Raw genomic sequence first — 18,587 nt, 5'->3', positions numbered from 1 at the left:
TGCATTGAAAGCCACCATGAATATTTCTACCCGCTATCCCAGACTGGCCGGCCTGGCGCCGTTCAGCAAGCAGATGCGCAGTGTCATCGTCTGTTCCGTCACCGAATGGCTGGAACACCGCGCCTCGAGCAAGGGCGCGGCCCTCGCCTATTACACCCTGTTTTCCATCGCCCCCATCCTCGTGCTGGTGATTGCCATCGCCGGCTTTTTTTATGGCCCGGCCGCCGCGCGCGGCGAACTGATGGGACAACTGCAGGGATTGCTGGGCACGCAGGGCGCCGAAGCCATCCAGCTGGTGCTGGCCGGCGCGAAGAACCATGAGCAGGGACGCATCGCCACCCTCATCGCCAGCGCCCTGCTGCTGTTCGGCGCCACCAGCGTGTTTGCCGAACTGAAAGCCAGCCTCGATGAAATCTGGCAAGTACCGCCCTTGAAGGAAGCGGGCGCCTGGGACATGCTGCGCACGCGCTTGCTGTCCTTCGGCCTGGTGCTGGTGCTGGCCTTCCTGCTGATGGTGTCGCTGGTGGTCAACGCGGCCATGGCCATCCTCGCCAACTTCTGGGAAGGCGTGTGGAAGGACACGGCCGTGCTGTTTACCATCCTGTCGAACCTGATCGGCTTTGCCGTGATCGCCAGCCTGTTTGCCGTCATCTATAAAATGCTGCCGCGCGTGCGCCTGTCCTGGCGTGACGTGCTGATCGGCGCCATCGGCACGGCCTTCATGTTTTCACTGGGGAAATACGCCATTGGCGTATATATCGGCAATAGCGGCGTGGCCAGCAGCTATGGCGCGGCCGGTTCGCTCGTGGCCCTGCTGCTGTGGGTATATTATTCAGCGCAAATCTTCTTCCTGGGCGCCGAATTCACGCGCCAGTTCGCCCTGCAGCTGGGCAGCATGAAGGATATGCCGAAGACGGACGATGGCGATGTGCAAGTCAAGATACTGAAACGCCACCAGTCGTAAGCGATAAGTCTGCATGCAACAACGGCGCCCGCGGGCGCCGTTTTCTTTACGTTGCCGCACGCTATTCGCCCAGCAGCTCGGCCACCACTTCCATGCCCTGCACGCGCTCGGCCACGACCTTCACGATGACGATGATGGGCACGCCCAGCAGCAAGCCCCATACGCCCCACAGCCAGCCCCAGAACAGCAGGCTGATGAACACGGCCGTGGGATTCATCCGGGCGATGCGTCCCGTCATCCAGGTGGTGACAAAGGTGCCCACCAGGGTGGCGATGGCCATCGACGTGCCCGTCACCAGCAAGACCATTTCCAGCGATTCGAACTGCAGGAAGGCAACGAGGCCCGTGGCGATGGTGATGAGCAAGGGGCCGAAATACGGCATGATGTGCAGCAAGCCGGCCACGATGGCCCAGGCGCCCGCGTTTTCCAGGCCGATCACGCGCAGGGCGATCCACATCAGGACCGCCAGCAAGCCATTCGTGACGAGCAGCATGAACATATAGTTCTGGATCGACGTATTGATGTCTTCCAGGATGTGCACGGTGACCTTCTTGCGGCTCAGCGACGGCCCCGTCAGCTTGACGAGCTTGCGCTTGAAGGTATCGCCCGACAACAGCAGGAAAAACACGAGGAAGATGACCATGGTGGCCTGGCTGAGGAAGCCCACCAGACCCAGCGAGCCGGCCCAGACCCAGTCCATGATCTTGAAGTTGGGCGCCTCGGCGGCGGCCGCGCGGCGGTTGTTGCGGCGCGCTTCGGCGCCGGCAGCCACTTGCTCGATTTCATTGGCCACGGCCTGCATCTTCTGGAAGGTGCTGTTCTTGCCGCCCGTACTGGCGGCGATCAGGCGCGACAATTTATGCGTGGCGGCCGGCAATTCTTCAACGATGGATTCGAATTCGCCCTGCACGCGCTCGACCACGACGATGGAGCCGAACAGGATCAGGGCCGTCACGGCCGTGGCGCCGATGGCGCGCGGCAGGCGCAGCTTTTCCAGCCAGGCGACGACGGGATTGAGGGTGTAGGCGATGAAAATGCCGAAGATGACGGGAATGAGGAATTTCTGTGCCCACTGCAGCGCATAAATGAAGCTGACGGTGGCGATGATGCCCAGCGCCATGCCACGCGCATTGACATGCAGCGGTAAACGCAAGGATGAGTCTGGCTGCTCCGCGGGCGCGCCGGGAGGTGGCCCGGCAGGCTCGGTGGAGGCAGCCGCCACCGGCTCGGGCGGGGTATCTGTAGGCTGGATATGCATGCGATTCCCGCGACGGTCGGTGGAGGGCCGCAGGGCCAACCCTGGGGCTGGCCGCTGCGGCAGGTCAGGCCATTACTTGACGCGGATGTCGTTTTTCACGGACTTCACGCCCTTGACGCCACGGGTGATTTCACCCGCTTTGGCGGCATCGGCTGGCTGGGCCACGAAGCCGCTCAGCTGAACCACGCCCTTGAAGGTTTCAACGTTGATTTCCGTCGATTTCAGGGTAGGCTCGTTAAAGATGCTGGCTTTCACTTTGGTGGTGATGGCCGCGTCGTCGATGTACTCGCCCGTGCCTTCCTTGGTTGGGGTCGAAGCGCAACCTGCAACAGCGAACAGGGAAGCGACGAAAAGGCCAGTAGCGATAGATTTGGTGAATTTCATGGTTTTTTCCTTAGGAGTGGTCAATCAATGTGCTCACAATGAGCTTCTTATACCAGTTTGGTGACTGCGCGCCGGAGGGAGCTCAGTAACCGAACTGGGTTTTTGCAGCCTTGATACAGTCATCCTTGGCTGCGCCGGCTAATGCATCGCATTTTTCTGTCGCGACCTTGTACTCGGCTTTTCTTTTTGCTTCACGCGCATCGCTGCGCGCTTCGATGACTTTCTTGTCTGCCTTGGCATCGGCCAGGGCCGCCACCTTGGTGGACTTGGCCAGCTTGACGCAGACATCCTTGTCGTTGCCCGTCAGCGCATTGCAGCGCGTCAGGTCGACGTCGTAATTGGCATCGGCAATCTTGATGCGCGCCTTGGTGTAGGCGCGCAGGGTATTCGTGTATTGCGCCTGGGCCACAGCTTCATCGTAGGTGCGCACGGCCTTTGCTTCGGCGATGCAGACATCCTTCGGGTTGCCCGTGATTTTTTCGCATTCGGCATGGGCCAGCTTGTAATTCAGGCCCGCCTGTTCATTGGCCGCCTTGTAGGCTGCTTTTGCTTCCGGCGTGGCAGCCACGGCCTGGCCGCCCCAGGCGGCGCACGCCAGGCTGACAACGATGGCGGTGAAAAGCTTATTCTTGTTCATGTATTTCTCCCTGGTAGTGACAAGCATGTCTGCTTGGCATGACTACCGTTTTACGTGGATCGCCGCCTCTCTTCTGTACGCTGCCGTACACAAGTAATTTATTTTGAAAGCGGAAGGCAGACAGGGATAAATAACAACGTTTTGCTGGATCGTCCCGGTAAAAAATACCATTTTCGGCACCAAATAAGTACGTGCGGCAGCGTACAGACCGGAAACAGGGGCATGACTAAGATGGCACTACACCCTCACCTCGTCAGGAGAATAAAATGAAAACCAACGCCACCTTGGCTGCACTGATGCTCGCCGCCACCGCCGTACTGAGCGGTTGCGCCACCGGTCCTTCCCAGTCACAACAATATTACCCGGCCAACCAGCCTGAATCCGCCATGTACGGCACCGTCGACTCCATCCAGATCGTGCAGGGCGGCGGACAAACCAGCGGCGCGGGCGCCGTGGTCGGCGGCATCGCCGGCGCACTGCTGGGCAATACCATCGGCTCGGGCGGCGGACGCACGGCCGCCACCGTGGCGGGCGCCGTCGCCGGCGGCGTCGTGGGCAACCAGGTGGAAGGCCGCAGGCAGCAAGCGCAGGCCTACCAGATCAGCGTACGTCTCGACAACGGCGAATACCGCACCGTGGTGCAGGACAACGCGAATGATCTGCGCCCGGGCAACCGCGTGCGCGTCGTTGACGGCCGCGTCTACCGCTATTAATTTTCGGCGGAGCTTGCCAACAGGCAGCCGCCATCCCGCATGAGTCGTACGATAACAAGGAGTTGCCATGGGCACCATCATTCTGATCATCTTGATCCTGGCCCTGGTCGGCGTCCTGCCTACCTGGCCGCATAGCCGCAACTGGGGTTACGGTCCCAGCGGCATCGCCGGCCTGGTCGTAGTGATACTGATCCTGCTATTACTGACGGGCAGGTTGTAAAAAAAGGCGCTGCGGCGCCTTTTTTATTTCAAGGAGGAACTATCATGACTATTCACAACACACTCTTGGCCACCCTGTTCGCCTGCAGCCTGGCGCCACTGGCACTGGCCCAGACGGCCACGCCGCAGCCGGGCGACCCGCAACGCTGGTACCAGGAAGACAGCACGGCGCAAGCCCAGCTGCGCACCCTGCGCAAGGAAATCGCCGCCGCCCTGGCCGAGGCCAAAAAAACCTGCCGTTCGGAACCATCCGCCGCGCGCGCCACCTGCCTGAAGGATGCGCAGGACACGTATCGGCAAGACATGGCCAACGCGGAAAAACTGCGCGAAGCGGCCCATCCGCAGTAGTGAAGCGTACTCTTGCGACTCGGCCTGATCAGGCGGCGTCGCGCTCGTAGGGCGGCAGTTCGTGCACCACGAGTGGCGTATCTTCCGTGACAAAGGCCAGCCAGCCGGCCGCCTTGATCGCGCGCAAGCCATCCTGGTAGCCCTGCTCCCAGCGCCACTCGATGGAGCCCCGGGAAAAATTGATATCCTTGGCCGCCATGTGCCAGTCGCGCCCCGCATACGGCAGACGCACGATGTGCATGGTGCTGTCGCAACCGAGCGCCACCAGCTCTTCCGTCTGCTGGCGGTTGTGCTTTGTGTCGGGCAGGCCGGCGTACAGTTCGCGCAATTTGCGCTGCAAGGTATGCGTATTGACGTAATCGGCGATATGCCGCTTCGAGCGCGACGCGAAGGTCACATCCTTTTGCCGCGTCTGCACTTCGTCGAGGGTGGTCGGTTCCGGTCCTTCCGAGCTCCACAGGTCGACCATGAAGACCAGGGTGTCGACGTGGGGCGTATCGTCAAGCACGGTTTCCAGCGGAGTGTTCGAGTACAGGCCGCCGTCCCAATATAAATCGCCATCGACGCGCACGCCGGCAAAACCGGGCGGCAAGGCGCCGCTGGCGCGGATATGGTCCGCCGTCAGGGGCTGCTGCTGGCTGTCGAAACTGGTGAGACTGCCGCATTTGACGCGCAGGGCGTTGACGGTCAGGCGCATGCCGCCGGGCTGGTTCAGGTAATCGAAATCGACCAGTTCCTCGAGGGTGCTGGACAGCTCGCTGGTGTCATAAAAACTGGCATCTTCCGGCTTGACGGCGATTCCGGCGGGAAACAGGCTGAAGGCGCGCGGCTTGAAGAAGCCAGGCACGCCACGCAGCAGCGTATCGAGCGTGGCCAGCCAGATGTTCGAGCGGCGCTGCTGGTCCGATACCAGGTTCATGTCGATGCTGTCGCGGTGCGCCACGCGCTGCCAGAACTCCTTCAGACGCACGAGCCGGTCTTCGTGCTTGTTACCCGCCAGAATGGCGGCATTGATGGCGCCGATCGAGGTGCCCACTACCCAGTCGGGCGCCAGGCCATGTTCGTGCAGCGCGTGGTAGACGCCGGCCTGGTAGGCGCCCAGTGCGCCGCCGCCTTGCAGCACCAGCACGATGCGCAGGCGCGAGGGATTTAACTGATTGATCGGTGTCTTTGAATTCGTCATCGAGATGGCCCTCTGTCCGCCGCGCGGATGCGGCGTGAATCATTGTAAGGGATTGTGCACGCGCTTGCGCCTGCACGTGCCGGACGTTGGGTACGGGCAAAAAAAACGCCGTCAATGACGGCGTTCCTGTGCAACACGGCTGGCGTTCAGCGCTTGCGGCGCAGCCAGCTGGCGGCGACGGCGGCCACGGCCACGAGGACCAGGGCCGGCTTGACCAGCTTCTTGCGTCCGATAAACGATAGCGCCGTCAGCACATAGGGCATGGCGCCTTGCAAACGCATGCCGCCCGGCGCCAGCAGGGATTCGACGCGGTGGCCGGCAAAGCCGACCGCCGTTTCGACCACGCCCTGCAGCATCGATTCCGGGCGCAGCGCATAGCCCACGTTGGCGCGCGCATGCACGATGCCCACGCGGTACATTTCGCCCTGGGCGATCAGCAGGCGCTTGCGGGCGGCTTGCGCCGCCAGTTTGTCGTTGTCCGACATGAATTCTCCTCGTAATGCAGCTTACATCAGCATGTCGCGGTCAGCCTTCAATTCCGCCATGGTGGCCGGCATGGACAGCTTTCCTTGACGCAGCATGGCGCGCGCATACATGACCAGGGCGATGGCCAGCAGTACGAACACGACCGTCATGATCGCCAGGATCTTCCAGCCCAGGCTATCCCAGGCCAAAAAGACGATCAGCACGCTGCCGTAAGCGATGGCAAACAAGCCCGCCACGGTCGCCAGCGCGAAAATGACAATCAGCTGCAGCATGTGATTGCGCACTTCCGACAGTTCGATGGTGGCCAGTTCCAGCCGCGACAACATCAGTCCGACGGCGTTTTTGGCCAGGCCGGCGACCGAGCCGATCAATCCCGGCCCCTGGTGAGACGAAGCAGACTTGTCCATATCGCTCCTGACAGTGGATTACTTGCGGCCCAGGATGAAGCCGACCAGTACGCCGACGCCAGCGGCGACGGCCACCGTGCGCCATGGGTTTTCCTTGACATAGCCGTCAGCCTGGGAGGCGAGCTGCTTGGTGGCAACGATGGCCGACGCTTGCGCTTCATGCGCCTTGGCCAGGGCGGCATCCAGGGTTTTCATGCCCTTGACGCGCACTTCATCGGCTTTTTCGCCGGTCAGGGCGGCAGCGGCGCTGAACAGGGCTTGCGCATCCTTGACCAAGGTTTTGACATCGTTATTGACGGTGGTGATATTGTTTTCCAACATGGTTTAGCTCCTTAGCTGTGGATGAATGTAGTTACTATACCTACTTTACTCAAAAACACTATTCCATTAGATCGCGCATATCATCGGCGTGCTCTTCCTCGACAGCCATGATCTTGATCAACAAATGGCGTGTGGTCGGGTCTTTGTCGCCGATTTTTACGATCATCTGGCGATACGACTCGATCGCTACCCGTTCCGCGATCAGATTGGCACGCACCATGCTCTGCACGTCTTCGGAGTCATCATACTCGGCATGGCTACGCGCAAGCAATGTTGCAGGGTTAAAATCTGGCTTGCCATTCAATTGCACGATGCGTTCAGCCAGCCAGTCGGCGTGCTCCTGTTCCTGCTGCGCATGCTCAAGGAACTCGGCCTTGATGGTGCCGTTGTCGCGTCCGCTCACCGTGTAGTAATGGCGCTTGTAGCGCGCAATACACACCAGTTCGGTGGCCAGCGCCCCATTCAACAGGGTAATCAACTCCTGGCGGTCGGCCTGGTAGCCAGCCGTCACGGCGCCATCGTCCAGGTTTTTGGCGGCAGCGCGGATGGCTGCCGTATCGATGCCAGCTGGAATCTCAACAGATGTTTGGGTCATGATGTTTCCTTTCAAGTCTTGCATGGGTATCCACCGGCCAAGCTTCGGCCGGTGCTGCCTACTAACAAATCAAACACTAGGCAAAACCGTAGCGAGCGGCAGTGAATTGTGGCCGAGAAGCGGAGCTGTGCTAGAGCACAGTGAGCATCGGAGGCCGCAAGTCGCGACGCGCAGCAGGTTTGGCCTGGTGTTTTAGCGGCGGGCGGGAATCGCGGTGTTATCTTCCGACAAGACGATTTCCACCCGGCGATTCAGCTGGCGGTTCGACGCCGTGTCGTTGCCGGCGGCCGGATAGGCGGCGCCATAGCCTTTCGTGGCGATGCGGTCACGGCTGATGCCTTGCTCCAGCAGCGCATTGCGCACGGATTCCGCGCGGCGTTGCGACAATTCCAGGTTGTGCGCGGAGCCGCCCGTGCTATCCGTAAAGCCTTCAATCAGCACGGTGCGCTGCGGGTTGTTTTTCAGCACATCGGCCAGCTTGCGCGCCGTATTTGCGCCATCGGCCGTCAGGTTCGCCTTGTCCGTACCGAACAGCACGTCACCCAGGGTGATCACCATGCCGCGTTCCGTTTTCTTGGCAGCCAGGTCGGCCAGCTGCGCTTCGAGTCCGGCGGCGCGCGCTTGCGCATCGCGGGCCGACGCTTCGGCCGCTTGCGCCTGGGCCTTGGCCGCTTCCGCATCCGCCTGCGCCGACTGGGCGCGGGCCGTGGCCTGGTCAGCCTGCTGCGTGCGCGCATCGAGGCGCAACTGGTCGCGCTGCTTGCCGGCGTTGGCGATATCGGCTTCCGCGGCCTTCTGCTTGGCGACTTCTTGCGCCGTGGCTATCTTTTGCTTGGCCAGGTAGGCCAGCTTGTCGACTTTTTCGCTATCTTCCTGGCGCGTGGCGGCCGCGTTTGCCGCTTCCAGCGCAGCGCTCGCTTCGCGGAATTCGCGTGGCGCATAGGTCGACACGATCGGGTTCGATTGCGCCGCCATGTAGTCGCCGCGGGTCTGGTCGAGCAGGCTGGTGGTGGTCGGTGCGGAGCTGCAGGCGGCAACCAGAGCGGCCATGGCCAGCAGGCCGGGAATGGTAGTGTAGGTAGCTTTTTTCATGATGGGGTCCTGTTATTAGTTATTGTTGTTGCTTATTGTTTTGGGGCTTGCTGATTGGCACGGTCGAGTTCTTCGCGCATGACGCGGATGTTCTCGTTGATTTCATCAGCGGCGCTGGTGGCCTTGGCCGAATTGGCCTTGCTTTGCGCCAGCTTGGCATCGGCTTGCGCCTGGTCCGCCAGATCGCGCGCCGTCTTGTAGTCGCGGTCTTTCAAGGCCTGGTTAGCCATGCGCATTTTTTCGCGGGCCGAACGCATTTCATCAGGCGCCAGGTCGGCGGCGCCAGCGCTGGCAGCGTTATCGACGGCGGCGCGCGACACGGCAACATCGGCCGTGGCCGGCGTTTTCAGGCTGGAGCAGCCAGTCATCAGGACGACAGCGGTGGCGCAGGCGGCCAAGGCGGCCAATGGGGACATCTTGAAATCTCGGTTTGTCATTTTTCTTCTCCTGGAGAATGTTAAGCAATAGGGTTCATACGTCGGTGCATCTGGAATCAGGAACTGCGTTTGATGTATGACGTTATAGGCTCCGGCTCCCCGCATATCCGTTCGGTGCCGCACATAGGGTAAGAAATCGACAATACTTGCATGGGCAACGTGCGCCAGCGCACGTGCCCGCCAGCAAAACCTGAAACAGGCCCGGCTTTGGAGCGATTCCTGTAGCATCGCAACTACTTGTCCAGAAAGAATCAGCTTATGCCGCTCTCCCGCCGTCAGAAAATCGCCCTTGCCAGCACCGCCGTGCTCATCGCCCTGCCCGTCACGGCTTCCATCATCGTCCTGAACATGGACTGGAACCGCGCCAAGCCCTGGCTCAATGCGCGCGTCAGCGATGCGTTGGGAAGGCCGTTTGCCATCGAGGGCGACCTGGCGCTGACGTGGCAGCAGCCAACGGCTGGCGGGCAAAAAAGCTGGCGCGACTATCTGCCGTGGCCGCACCTGCAGGCAAAGGACGTGCGCCTGGGCAACCCGAGCGCCATGACGGACACGGATGGCCAGACGCAGCTGGCCAGCGTCAGCCAGCTGGCGTTCTCGCTCAATCCGCTGGCCCTGCTGGACAAGAAAATCATCATTCCGCAATTGCGCTTCGACACGCCGCAGGTGCGCTTGCTGCGCAACAAGGATGGCAAGAACAACTGGACCTTCGACAAGCAGGACCAGCCGTCGCCTTGGCAGCTGGAATTGCAAAGCGTGGTCTTCAGCAAGGGCACCGTGTACCTGGACGATGACGTCAGCAAAACGGCGATGCGCGCCGATGTCGACACCATCGCGGACGATGCACGCTACGGCATCGCCTGGACCTTGTCCGGCAAATACCATGGAGAAAGCATCAAGGGTGGCGGCAAGGCCGGCGGCGTACTGTCGCTGCAGCAGCAAGGCACGCCCTTCCCCATCCAGGCCGACATGCGCGCGGGCGGCAGCAGCGTGGCCATCGAAGGCACCCTGACGCGCCCGGCCAACCTGGCCGCGCTGGACGTGCGCCTGAATCTATCCGGACCCAGCATGGCCCGGCTGTATCCATTGACGGGCGTGCTGTTGCCGGAAACGCCGCATTTCAGCACGGAAGGCCATTTGACGGCGACCCTGGCGCCGCGCGGCGGCGAGTGGGTGTACGACAAGTTCAGCGGCAAGGTGGGCTCCAGCGACGTCCAAGGCAAGCTGGCCTTTTCCGCCAGCACGCCGCGCAAGCGCCTGACGGGGGAAGTCCACTCGCGCCTGCTGCAATTTTCCGATTTGGGTCCGCTGGTGGGCGCCGATTCCAGCGCCAGCAAGAAGGAACGGGGCGTGCCGTCGACGCAGCCGGCCGGCCGGGTCTTGCCGGTGGAAACCTTCAAGACGGAGCGCTGGACCAGCCTGGACGCCGACGTGCGCTACACGGCCGACAAGATCACGCGCGATGCCGAATTGCCGATCAGCAAGCTCGACACGCATGTGGTGCTGACGGACGGCGTGCTGTCCTTGACGCCGCTCAACTTCAATGTGGCGGGCGGCACCCTGACGTCGCAAATCAAGCTCGACGGCAGCGGCAAGGTCATCGCCAATGGCATCGCGGCCGAGCTCAAGGCCAGCGCCCGCCATCTGCACATCCAGCAGCTGTTTCCCCGCCTGCCGGCCCTGCAAGCGAGCGTGGGCGAAATCAATGGCGACGCCTCGCTGTCGGCGACGGGCAATTCCGTCGCCACCCTGCTGGGCAGCTCGAACGGCGAAGTGCGCGCGCTGATCAACCGGGGCAGCATCAGCAAGCTGCTGCTGGAAGAAATGGGCTTGAATATCGGCAGCGTCGTGCTGGCCAAACTGGCGGGCGACAAACAGGTCAAGCTGAACTGCATGGCCGCCGATTTCGCCGTCACCAAGGGATTGATGCGCACGCGCCAGTTCATCGTGGACACAGATGACGCCGTCCTGAATATCGACGGCACGGTGAACCTGGCCGATGAACGGCTGGACCTGACCCTGCGGCCGGACAGCAAGGGCTTGCGCATCTTTTCGCTGCGCTCGCCCCTGTATGTGCACGGCACCTTCAGCAAGCCCGACGTGAGCGTCGACAAGGGCGTGCTGGCCCTGCGCGCCGGTGGCGCCCTGGCGCTGGCCGTGGTGGCGCCCGTGGCGGCGCTGCTGCCACTGGTCAATACCGGCCCCGTCGAGGACAGCGAATGCGCGGCACTGCTGGCCCAGGCACGCGTGAAGCCGGTGGCGCCGAAACCGGGCAAGGCGCCGCGCAAAAGCCGGTAAGTCACACGTAGCCGTGCACGATTACAATTGTTACACCCCTATGTGCGTTGCCGAACAGACCCTGCCTTGCCACAATCCTATTCTGTAATCGTGCCTGAAACACCCAAGACGTGGCGATACGAAGTCTCACCGGCCCATACCATGCCGGCGCCACGAGGTCCGAATTCATAGGAGAACTATCATGCAAATCATTAAAAAAATCGCCGCTACCACTTCCGTTGCCGCCCTGCTGCTGAGCTTGACCGCTTGCGCCAACATGTCCGGCCAGGATAAAAACACCGCCATCGGCGCTGGTGTCGGCGCCGTTGCCGGCTCCGTGCTGACGGGCGGCAGCGCCGTCGGCGCAGTCGGTGGCGCCGCAGTCGGCGGCGTGATCGGCAACCAGGTCAAGCCGAAGTAATTATTGATCGAGAAAGCGGGGTGGGTGCCCAGGCGCCCGCCCCGCTTTTTTGCGTCTGCGGCAGAAGGATGAACGCCAGCAGGAAGAATCAGACGAAGACGTTGGCCATGCCGATGGCGCCGCTATCCTTGACCAGCTCGTAGCAGCGGCAGGACACGGCTTCCAGCCCCGCCGAATCGAGGATCTCGATATTGCCGCGGCTGTAGGTGATGAGTTTTTGCTGTTGCAGCGCGCTGGCCGCCTTGGTCACGCCGACCCGCCGCACGCCCAGGGTGTGGGCAAGAAATTCATGCGTGAGGTGAAATTTTTCCGACTGCAGGCGGTCGCGCGTGATCAGCAGCGAACGGGCCAGGCGCGCCTCGAGCACGTGGAAGCGGCTGCACACGGCAATCTGGATGGCTTGCGCCAGCAGGGTGTCCGTGTAGCGGTACAACAAACGCTGCAAGGACTCGAGCTGGGCGAACTCGGCGCAGAACTCGGCCCGCCCGATGCGGCTGGCCGTACCGGAACGCTGCACCACGGCACGCACTTGCGCCAGGTCATGACCGAGCGCGACGGACGCGCCCAGGACGCCTTCGCGGCCGACGGAGCCCACTTCCAAGGTCATCCGGCCTTCCGCCACGGCCAGCAGCGAGATCAGGCAATCGCCAGGGAAATAGATGTGGCCGATAGGCTGGCCCGGTTCGTACAGCACCTCGCCCACCTCGACCGTGACGGTATCGAACAGCGCCGTCAGGTGCCGCAAGTCGTGCTCGGGCAGGCTGGCCAGCAGGCGGTTGCCGGCGTCAAGCGCGCCCACGGGCGAACCCAGGCCGGATCGGCCTGCATCGCGGGACAGGGTCATGCTGGCAGTCGTTGGTGGCATTGCTTTTCCTTGGTGTCGTTACAACTCGACATAATTTTTACTTAGCCTACGGTGCAGTACCGGCCCTGTATGTACGGTGACGCACGGAAGCGGAGCAAGCGGCACAGCACACTGGCAATACACGCACAGAACAAGCATCAACAAACAGAACACGCAGCACCCTTTATTTAAAATAACCAAGGAGCCTTCCATGACTACCACCACCAAATCCCTCCATCCGCTGGTGCTTGCCGCCGCCGTCGCCGTCCTGCTGTTCTGCGGCGTCGGCACGGCTGCCCTGATGGGCTGGCTGCCTTCGTCCCAGGGCGATAGCCAGCCACTGGCGGCCAGCACCTCGGCCGAACAAATGACCAACCTGCAGGCAAACCAGCCGCCAGCAAACTTGCAACCGGCCAGCGCGCAGCCGCTGGCCGCCCTGCCGCCACAGCAGCAGCAACAGCAGCAGCAGCAGCCAGTGCGCCAGCCGCAACCGCAGCAACCGCAGCAACAATACGCGGCAGCCCCGGCGCCGCAGGTGTGCGCCAATTGCGGCGTGATCGAAGCCATCCATGAAGTCAATACGCGCGCCGAAGGCAGCGGCGTGGGCGCGGCTGGCGGCGCCGTCGTCGGCGGCTTGCTGGGCAACCAGGTGGGCGGCGGCCACGGCAAGCAACTGGCCACCGTGCTGGGCGCCGTCGGCGGCGCCGTGGCCGGCAACCAGATCGAAGGCAGCGTGCGCGCCACGCGCAGCTACAACATCGTCGTGCGCCTCGATAACGGCAAGACGCGCACCGTGCACCAGAGTGCCGCGCCAAACTGGCGCCAGGGCGACCGCGTGCGCGTCGTCAACGGCGGCTTGCGCGCCATCGGCTAAGGCATAGGCCGCAGCGCTGCCGCCGCTGCAATAAGTTGCAAACTCAACACACGCCCGGCTTGTCCGGGCGTTTTCTTTTTAACAATGTTCGTTGGCGTACAGATGAGCTTGCCGTCCCGCGAGATGATGCATTCAGGAAAGTTCAACGAAACGTCATCAAGGAGTAGCCATGCAAGACGACAAGGCAGGCAGCAACAGGATCTGGCTGGGTTTTATTGGCGGCGGCTTGCTGGCCACCGCGCTGGGCTTCTGCGCGCTGGACCTGGCACCCGAAGCGGGCGGCCCCGTGTTCGGCGTCATGCTGCTGCTGACGGGCGGCATGGTCAGCTGCCTGGCCGGCGCCGTCGGCATGGCCGGCATGCTGGCATGGGTGCCGGGCATGGCCGATGAACACGCCGACCGCTCACGATAGTTGAGTCTTGTGTACGACAGCGTACAGAACACAAGGGAAACAAAGTAGACACTTAGTCATGGCATCAGCGTTCAGCGACCCAGTCGCCGCGCAATGACAAGAACCGATGACGGCGCCACGCACCAGCGCCTGCAAGGCCAAGGCCGTCGCCGTCATCCACACATTACTCTCGGAGGACACATCATGCTATATACAATCGCCGTCGTACTCATCATTCTTTGGCTGCTGGGCCTGGTAACTTCCTATACCATTGGCGGCTTCATCCACATACTGCTGGTGGTCGCCGTGATCATGGTGCTGCTGCGCCTGATCAGCGGACGCGGTTTATAGAGGCCAATTTACTGGCCAGACGGGGCGGCGCGCGTGCGAACGGGCGCCGCCCTTTTGCCTGTAGTGCGCACACACTGGCACGCCGCGCCATTTTGCAGTAACGTGTGCAGGTAATTCCTGGGTATGTCCCAATAACAAAACAAGGAGAAAATCCATGAAAGAAGCATTCAAAAAAGGCCCTGGCGCCAAATCCCTGATCGGCATGCTGGTGATCGCATTGGCCGCCAGTGGCTGCGCGGACATGTCCGCCACGCAACGTGGCACGGCCACGGGCGCCGGCGTAGGCGCGGGCCTGGGCGCCTTGATCGGCGGCACCACCGGTGGCGGCAGCAGCGGCCGCACGGCCGGCGGCGCCCTGATCGGCGCGGCGGCGGGCGCCGTGATCGGCAATATCTGGTCGAACCGCATGGAAAACCAGAAGCGCGCGATGGAACAAGCGACACAGGGTACTGGTGTGCAAGTGACGCAAACGGCCGATAACCGCCTGAAAATGGAAATCCCCAGCGATATTTCCTTCGACACCAACCGCGCCGACATCAAGGGCAATTTCCGCCCCATCCTCGACCGCTTTGCCGCCACCCTGAACGAAAACCCGAACACCACGGTCAGCATCATCGGCCATACGGACAGCACGGGCAGCGCTTCCATCAACGAGCCGCTGTCGGTGGAACGCGCGGCCCACACGCGCGACTACCTGTCCATGCGCGGCGTCTCGCCGACCCGCGTCGTCACGGAAGGCCGCGGCGCCCGCGAGCCGATCGCCTCGAATGCGGATGCATCGGGACGCGCACGCAACCGCCGCGTGGAAATCTACGTAGCAGAGCTCGCTCCCCGCTAAGGCCGGGAAATCGCCATAAAAAAAGCCCGCTGGCAAATAACTTGCCAGCGGGCTTCTTTATTTAAAACAGCTTACTTCGACGTCGTTGCCTTGGCGCCGCTTTCACCCTCTTTCGCCACCTTGGCAAAGTCGCCGGCCACCACCACCGAGACGGCCGATGGCTTCAGGTACTCGCGCAGGCCCTGGTTCACTTGCGCCAGGGTCAAGGCGGCCACTTTCGCTTCCAGGTCCTTGTCGTAAGCCATGGTACGCTCTTCGGCAAGGTAGCCGGCCAGTTCGCGCGCCAGGCCGCTGTCCTGCGTGCGGCCCACTTCCTGCGATTGCAGCCAGCCTTTCTTCGCTTCGGCCAATTCCTCTTGCGTGAAGCCGTCGGCCAGCGCCTTGGCGATTTCCTCGCGCAGGGCCGCTTCCACCTTGACCGTGTTTTGCGGCGCGCTGATGGCATACGCCATCCAGTAGCCGGCCGGTTCGCGCGACGGGATGCTCACTTGCGAACCGACGCCGTACGACAGGCCTTCCTTCTGGCGGATGCGGTCGGCCAGACGGCTGCGCAAGGCGCCGCCACCGAGCATGTGATTGGCGATCAGCAAGGCGGGATAGTTGGCGGCGTCATCCTTCAGGGGAATCGGCTGGATGGCGAACAGCACGCTGTTCGCCTTGTCCGGCGTTTCCAGGGTGACTTTTTCGCCGCTGACAGGCTTGACGGCATCAAGTATGCGCGCATACGGCTGCTGCGCCTTCCAGCTGCCGTACAGGCTGGCCACTTGCGCCTTCAGCACGGCCGGGTCGAAGTCGCCCACGGCAGCGAAAGTCGCGTTCGCCGCGCCATAATAGGCGCCATGGAAGGCTTTCACATCGGCCACCTTGATGGCTTTCCATTGCACCAGTTCGGCCGGCAAGGTGGCCACGTGGCGCACATGGCCTTCCGGCGTGGCGTCGAGCAGGCGGCGGAAGGCGTTCACGGCCAGCGGCTGCGGCTCAGGCAACTCCTGCTCCGCGCGGCCGACGCGCTCGCGCTGCAATTCCAGGAATTCCGTCTCGTTCAAGGCCGGCTTTTGCAGCACTTGCGCCAGCAGGTCCATGGCGGCCGGCAAGTTCTCGCGCTTGCCCGTCAGCATGGCGGTGACGCCCTCGGCGCCGCCCGTGATGGCGACCTGCATGCCCAGCTGGTCGAACTTGTCCTTCACTTCCTGGCGCGACAGTTTATCCGTGCCGCGCGACAGCAGATTGGCCGTGTAGACGCCCACTTGCGCCTTGCCGCGCAAGCTCTCTTCGCTGCCGATCTGCAATTTCAACACGACGCTGACCGTGCTGCCCTTGGTTTTCTTCGGCAGCAAGGCGCCCTTCAAGCCATTCGGCAAGGTGAAACGCTGGGTGCGCGCTTCGATATTGTCGGGGCTCGGATCGAACGCTTCGCCCTGCGCTACCACGGCCCGGCCCGTGTAGCCGGCCAGTTGCGGCGCCACGTCGGCATAGGCCGGCACGACGGTGCGGTCCGGCGCATCGGTAGGAATGAAGCGGCCCAGGGTGCGGTTCGAGCTCTTCAGGTATTTCTCGGCAGCCGCCTGCACCTGCGCCGTCGTCAGCTTGTCGAGCTGGTCGCGCTGCAGGAAGAACAGACGCCAGTCGCCGGCCGCCAGGGACTCCGTCAGGGCGATCGTCATGCGCGCCGTGTTTGAGGTGATCAGTTCCACCTGCTTGTTCAGCTGCTGTTTCACGCGCGCCACTTCCGCATCCGTGATGGGCTGCGATTTCAAGTCTTCCAGCACTTTCAGCATGGCCGTCTGCGCCGCATCGAGGTTGCCATCGAGCGGCACCAGCGCGCCGAACAGGTTGTAGCCCGGCTCCAGGTTGCTCACGGAGTTGTATTCGATCTTGCTGGCCAGCTTGGTCTCCACCAGCGCCTTGTGCAGGCGGCCGGCCGGCGCGTCCGTCAGCACGTGACCGAGCACCTCGATGGCGACGGCGTCCGGGTTGCCGGACGGCGCCACGTGGTAGCCGGCGCCGACGAACTGCGTGCCGCCGCTGCGGCGCACCGTCACGGCGCGCTCGCCATCCTGCACGGGCTCGGCCGTGTAGGTCGGTTCGATCACGCGCGTCGGTTTCGGGATCTTGCCGAACAGTTCATTGATCTGTTTCAAGACATTGGCTTCATCGAAGCGGCCCGCCACCATCAGCACGGCATTATCGGGCTGATAATATTTGTGGTAAAACGCACGCAGGCGGGGAATGTTCACCTGCTCGATGTCGGAGCGGGCGCCGATGGTCGACTTGCCATAGTTGTGCCAGTCGTAGGCGATGGCCTGGATGCGCTCGCTCGTCACACCGATCGGGTCGCTCTCGCCCATCTCGAACTCGTTGCGCACGACGGTCATTTCGCCCTTCTGCGTCTTCGGGTTCCACAGGTCATTCTGGTCGATGGCCGCGTTGACCATGCGGTCCGCTTCCATGGCCAGCATCTGGCGCAGGTTGTCGTCGTTGGCGGGGAAGGTGGCGTAGTAATTGGTGCGGTCGTACCACGTGGTACCGTTGAAATCAGCGCCCGTCGAGTTCAGTATCTCGACGGGGGTCTTGCTGCCCTTCTTGATGCCGAAGTTGGCGCTGGGCTTGAACAGCAAATGCTCGAGCAAGTGGGCCATGCCCGTTTCGCCATAGTTTTCATGGCGCGAACCGACCAGGTAGACGATGTTGGTGGTCAGGGTCGGCTTGCTGGCGTCCGGGAACAGCAGCACGCGCAAGCCATTGGCCAGGCGGTATTCGGTGATGCCTTCGACGGACGTGACTTTGACGGCGGCGGCACGGCTGGGCGCAGCCTTGCCGGCTTTCTGGGTCGGCGCCGCTTCCACGGGGGTGGCGGCAAGGATGAACGATGGCGAGAGGATGCCGGCGGCAAGCAGGAGGGCAGTAATGGGTTTCAAGGCAGAGTCCTGGTAACACTACGTTATAGACGTGCGCAAGCAAACGGCGCAGGCGCAATGTGATACGAACGCAAGAATAGTCACGGGGCCCGCGCTGCGTCTTCGCCGCCACGTGAAATTATTGCTATTTCATAATTTACGGCATACGTATCACTATTGCAAGCCTCTGTCATCAGGCTGCCATACAGGCGTGTTATACTCGACCGTTCCAGAACTATCTGCCTGTATATGAGACGAGCTCTCGTCCTGCTCTGCCTTTTTGTTTTCATCGCGTTACCCCAGGCGTTTGCCAGCATGGCTTACGCCAGCCCTTCCCCATTCCAGCATGCAATCGCGGCCGGCGCTAGCGCCACGCCCGCCTTCAGCATCGATTGTGCCGATGCCAGCCTCCATGCGGGCCTGCCTGGCGACAGCTGCGATAGCTGCAGTAGCGAAGAATGCGACAACGACCCCATCACGCTGTACCCGAGCTCGCGCCAGGCCGTGCCGTTTTACGCCATCATTTGGCAAGCGGGACCGGGCGCACTTGCCGAAGCGGACGTGCGGCTGGCCACCCGGCCGCCGCGCGTCCGCCCCTGAAGACATGCATGCAGCACCCACGCGCCCGGGGCATTAGCCGCCAGGCACGCTTT

The 18,587-nt window shown here is 62.4% G+C and carries 23 protein-coding genes; 11 read left to right on the top strand and 12 right to left on the bottom strand.

Annotation, left to right across the window (positions count from 1 at the left end; translation table 11 throughout):
- Positions 1 to 16 precede the first annotated feature (16 nt).
- A complete protein-coding gene (locus JAB1_RS02675) occupies positions 17 to 964 on the top strand; it encodes a YihY/virulence factor BrkB family protein (protein ID WP_070255091.1) in 948 nt (315 codons plus the stop codon).
- Positions 965 to 1,025: 61 nt separating this feature from the next.
- Here JAB1_RS02675 and JAB1_RS02670 read toward each other — a convergent pair whose 3' ends face one another.
- From JAB1_RS02670 to JAB1_RS02660, 3 genes are all read right to left on the bottom strand, one after another.
- Positions 1,026 to 2,117, bottom strand: coding sequence for an AI-2E family transporter (locus tag JAB1_RS02670; protein ID WP_070255094.1), 1,092 nt, complete (start codon positions 2,115 to 2,117; stop codon positions 1,026 to 1,028).
- Between the two features lie 177 nt (positions 2,118 to 2,294).
- Positions 2,295 to 2,606 (bottom strand): BON domain-containing protein, encoded by a 312-nt coding sequence (locus tag JAB1_RS02665; RefSeq protein WP_034786324.1) that lies wholly within the window; start codon positions 2,604 to 2,606, stop codon positions 2,295 to 2,297.
- Positions 2,607 to 2,688: 82 nt separating this feature from the next.
- Entirely contained in the window at positions 2,689 to 3,243 is a 555-nt protein-coding gene (locus JAB1_RS02660; protein WP_034786326.1) for a hypothetical protein, read from the bottom strand.
- 266 nt (positions 3,244 to 3,509) lie between these two features.
- Between JAB1_RS02660 and JAB1_RS02655 the strand changes: the two genes are divergently transcribed.
- The 3 genes from JAB1_RS02655 to JAB1_RS02645 all read left to right on the top strand — a co-directional run bounded on the left by JAB1_RS02655 (position 3,510) and on the right by JAB1_RS02645 (position 4,523).
- Positions 3,510 to 3,956, top strand: coding sequence for a glycine zipper 2TM domain-containing protein (locus JAB1_RS02655; RefSeq protein WP_070278587.1), 447 nt, complete (start codon positions 3,510 to 3,512; stop codon positions 3,954 to 3,956).
- A gap of 67 nt (positions 3,957 to 4,023) precedes the next feature.
- Positions 4,024 to 4,176 carry a DUF3309 family protein gene (locus JAB1_RS02650; protein WP_010396415.1) on the top strand — a complete coding sequence of 51 codons (153 nt, stop codon included), beginning with the start codon at positions 4,024 to 4,026 and terminating at the stop codon, positions 4,174 to 4,176.
- Positions 4,177 to 4,220: 44 nt separating this feature from the next.
- Complete coding sequence (locus tag JAB1_RS02645) at positions 4,221 to 4,523, top strand: hypothetical protein (RefSeq protein ID WP_071653287.1); 303 nt, start codon at positions 4,221 to 4,223, stop codon at positions 4,521 to 4,523.
- A 28-nt stretch (positions 4,524 to 4,551) separates the two neighbouring features.
- On the opposite strand, the gene JAB1_RS02640 is transcribed toward JAB1_RS02645, so the two are convergent.
- From JAB1_RS02640 to JAB1_RS02610, 7 genes are all read right to left on the bottom strand, one after another.
- Positions 4,552 to 5,706: a patatin-like phospholipase family protein gene (locus JAB1_RS02640; RefSeq protein WP_070278582.1), complete on the bottom strand. Its 1,155-nt coding sequence runs from the start codon at positions 5,704 to 5,706 to the stop codon at positions 4,552 to 4,554.
- 146 nt (positions 5,707 to 5,852) lie between these two features.
- Positions 5,853 to 6,191, bottom strand: coding sequence for a hypothetical protein (locus JAB1_RS02635; RefSeq protein ID WP_034786335.1), 339 nt, complete (start codon positions 6,189 to 6,191; stop codon positions 5,853 to 5,855).
- A gap of 21 nt (positions 6,192 to 6,212) precedes the next feature.
- Positions 6,213 to 6,599 carry a phage holin family protein gene (locus JAB1_RS02630; RefSeq protein ID WP_034758936.1) on the bottom strand — a complete coding sequence of 129 codons (387 nt, stop codon included), beginning with the start codon at positions 6,597 to 6,599 and terminating at the stop codon, positions 6,213 to 6,215.
- Positions 6,600 to 6,617: 18 nt separating this feature from the next.
- Positions 6,618 to 6,920, bottom strand: coding sequence for a DUF883 family protein (locus JAB1_RS02625; protein WP_034786336.1), 303 nt, complete (start codon positions 6,918 to 6,920; stop codon positions 6,618 to 6,620).
- Positions 6,921 to 6,978: 58 nt separating this feature from the next.
- A complete protein-coding gene (locus tag JAB1_RS02620; RefSeq protein ID WP_034786338.1) occupies positions 6,979 to 7,515 on the bottom strand; it encodes a ferritin-like domain-containing protein in 537 nt (178 codons plus the stop codon).
- Between the two features lie 192 nt (positions 7,516 to 7,707).
- Positions 7,708 to 8,607, bottom strand: a complete 900-nt coding sequence (locus JAB1_RS02615) for an OmpA family protein (RefSeq protein ID WP_034786341.1) — start codon at positions 8,605 to 8,607, stop codon at positions 7,708 to 7,710.
- A 32-nt stretch (positions 8,608 to 8,639) separates the two neighbouring features.
- Positions 8,640 to 9,044 (bottom strand): DUF4398 domain-containing protein, encoded by a 405-nt coding sequence (locus tag JAB1_RS02610; protein ID WP_051992010.1) that lies wholly within the window; start codon positions 9,042 to 9,044, stop codon positions 8,640 to 8,642.
- Positions 9,045 to 9,302: 258 nt separating this feature from the next.
- Between JAB1_RS02610 and JAB1_RS02605 the strand changes: the two genes are divergently transcribed.
- Both JAB1_RS02605 and JAB1_RS02600 read left to right on the top strand, forming a co-directional pair.
- On the top strand, positions 9,303 to 11,339 hold the full coding sequence (locus tag JAB1_RS02605) for an AsmA family protein (RefSeq protein WP_070278580.1): 2,037 nt from the start codon (positions 9,303 to 9,305) through the stop codon (positions 11,337 to 11,339).
- Between the two features lie 181 nt (positions 11,340 to 11,520).
- A complete protein-coding gene (locus JAB1_RS02600) occupies positions 11,521 to 11,739 on the top strand; it encodes a glycine zipper 2TM domain-containing protein (protein ID WP_034758955.1) in 219 nt (72 codons plus the stop codon).
- Between the two features lie 88 nt (positions 11,740 to 11,827).
- Here JAB1_RS02600 and JAB1_RS02595 read toward each other — a convergent pair whose 3' ends face one another.
- Positions 11,828 to 12,604 carry a Crp/Fnr family transcriptional regulator gene (locus JAB1_RS02595; RefSeq protein WP_092612473.1) on the bottom strand — a complete coding sequence of 259 codons (777 nt, stop codon included), beginning with the start codon at positions 12,602 to 12,604 and terminating at the stop codon, positions 11,828 to 11,830.
- Positions 12,605 to 12,794: 190 nt separating this feature from the next.
- Between JAB1_RS02595 and JAB1_RS02590 the strand changes: the two genes are divergently transcribed.
- The 4 genes from JAB1_RS02590 (at position 12,795) to JAB1_RS02580 (ending at position 15,037) form a co-directional block, all read left to right on the top strand.
- Entirely contained in the window at positions 12,795 to 13,457 is a 663-nt protein-coding gene (locus JAB1_RS02590; RefSeq protein ID WP_070278578.1) for a glycine zipper 2TM domain-containing protein, read from the top strand.
- A gap of 169 nt (positions 13,458 to 13,626) precedes the next feature.
- Positions 13,627 to 13,869: a hypothetical protein gene (locus JAB1_RS02585; RefSeq protein ID WP_034786348.1), complete on the top strand. Its 243-nt coding sequence runs from the start codon at positions 13,627 to 13,629 to the stop codon at positions 13,867 to 13,869.
- Positions 13,870 to 14,052: 183 nt separating this feature from the next.
- Entirely contained in the window at positions 14,053 to 14,199 is a 147-nt protein-coding gene (locus JAB1_RS29365; protein WP_010396376.1) for a lmo0937 family membrane protein, read from the top strand.
- 202 nt (positions 14,200 to 14,401) lie between these two features.
- Positions 14,402 to 15,037, top strand: a complete 636-nt coding sequence (locus tag JAB1_RS02580) for an OmpA family protein (protein ID WP_034786394.1) — start codon at positions 14,402 to 14,404, stop codon at positions 15,035 to 15,037.
- Positions 15,038 to 15,108: 71 nt separating this feature from the next.
- On the opposite strand, the gene JAB1_RS02575 is transcribed toward JAB1_RS02580, so the two are convergent.
- A complete protein-coding gene (locus JAB1_RS02575; RefSeq protein WP_070278577.1) occupies positions 15,109 to 17,955 on the bottom strand; it encodes a pitrilysin family protein in 2,847 nt (948 codons plus the stop codon).
- Between the two features lie 294 nt (positions 17,956 to 18,249).
- On the opposite strand from JAB1_RS02575, the gene JAB1_RS02570 reads away from it, so the two are divergent.
- Positions 18,250 to 18,534 (top strand): hypothetical protein, encoded by a 285-nt coding sequence (locus tag JAB1_RS02570; protein WP_070278575.1) that lies wholly within the window; start codon positions 18,250 to 18,252, stop codon positions 18,532 to 18,534.
- Positions 18,535 to 18,587 lie beyond the last annotated feature (53 nt).

Source organism: Janthinobacterium sp. MP5059B (assembly GCF_001758645.1).
GTDB classification, from domain to species: domain Bacteria; phylum Pseudomonadota; class Gammaproteobacteria; order Burkholderiales; family Burkholderiaceae_D; genus Janthinobacterium; species Janthinobacterium lividum.
Note: the sequence above shows the minus strand (reverse complement) of the source record. Positions and strands in the feature narration are given on the sequence as shown.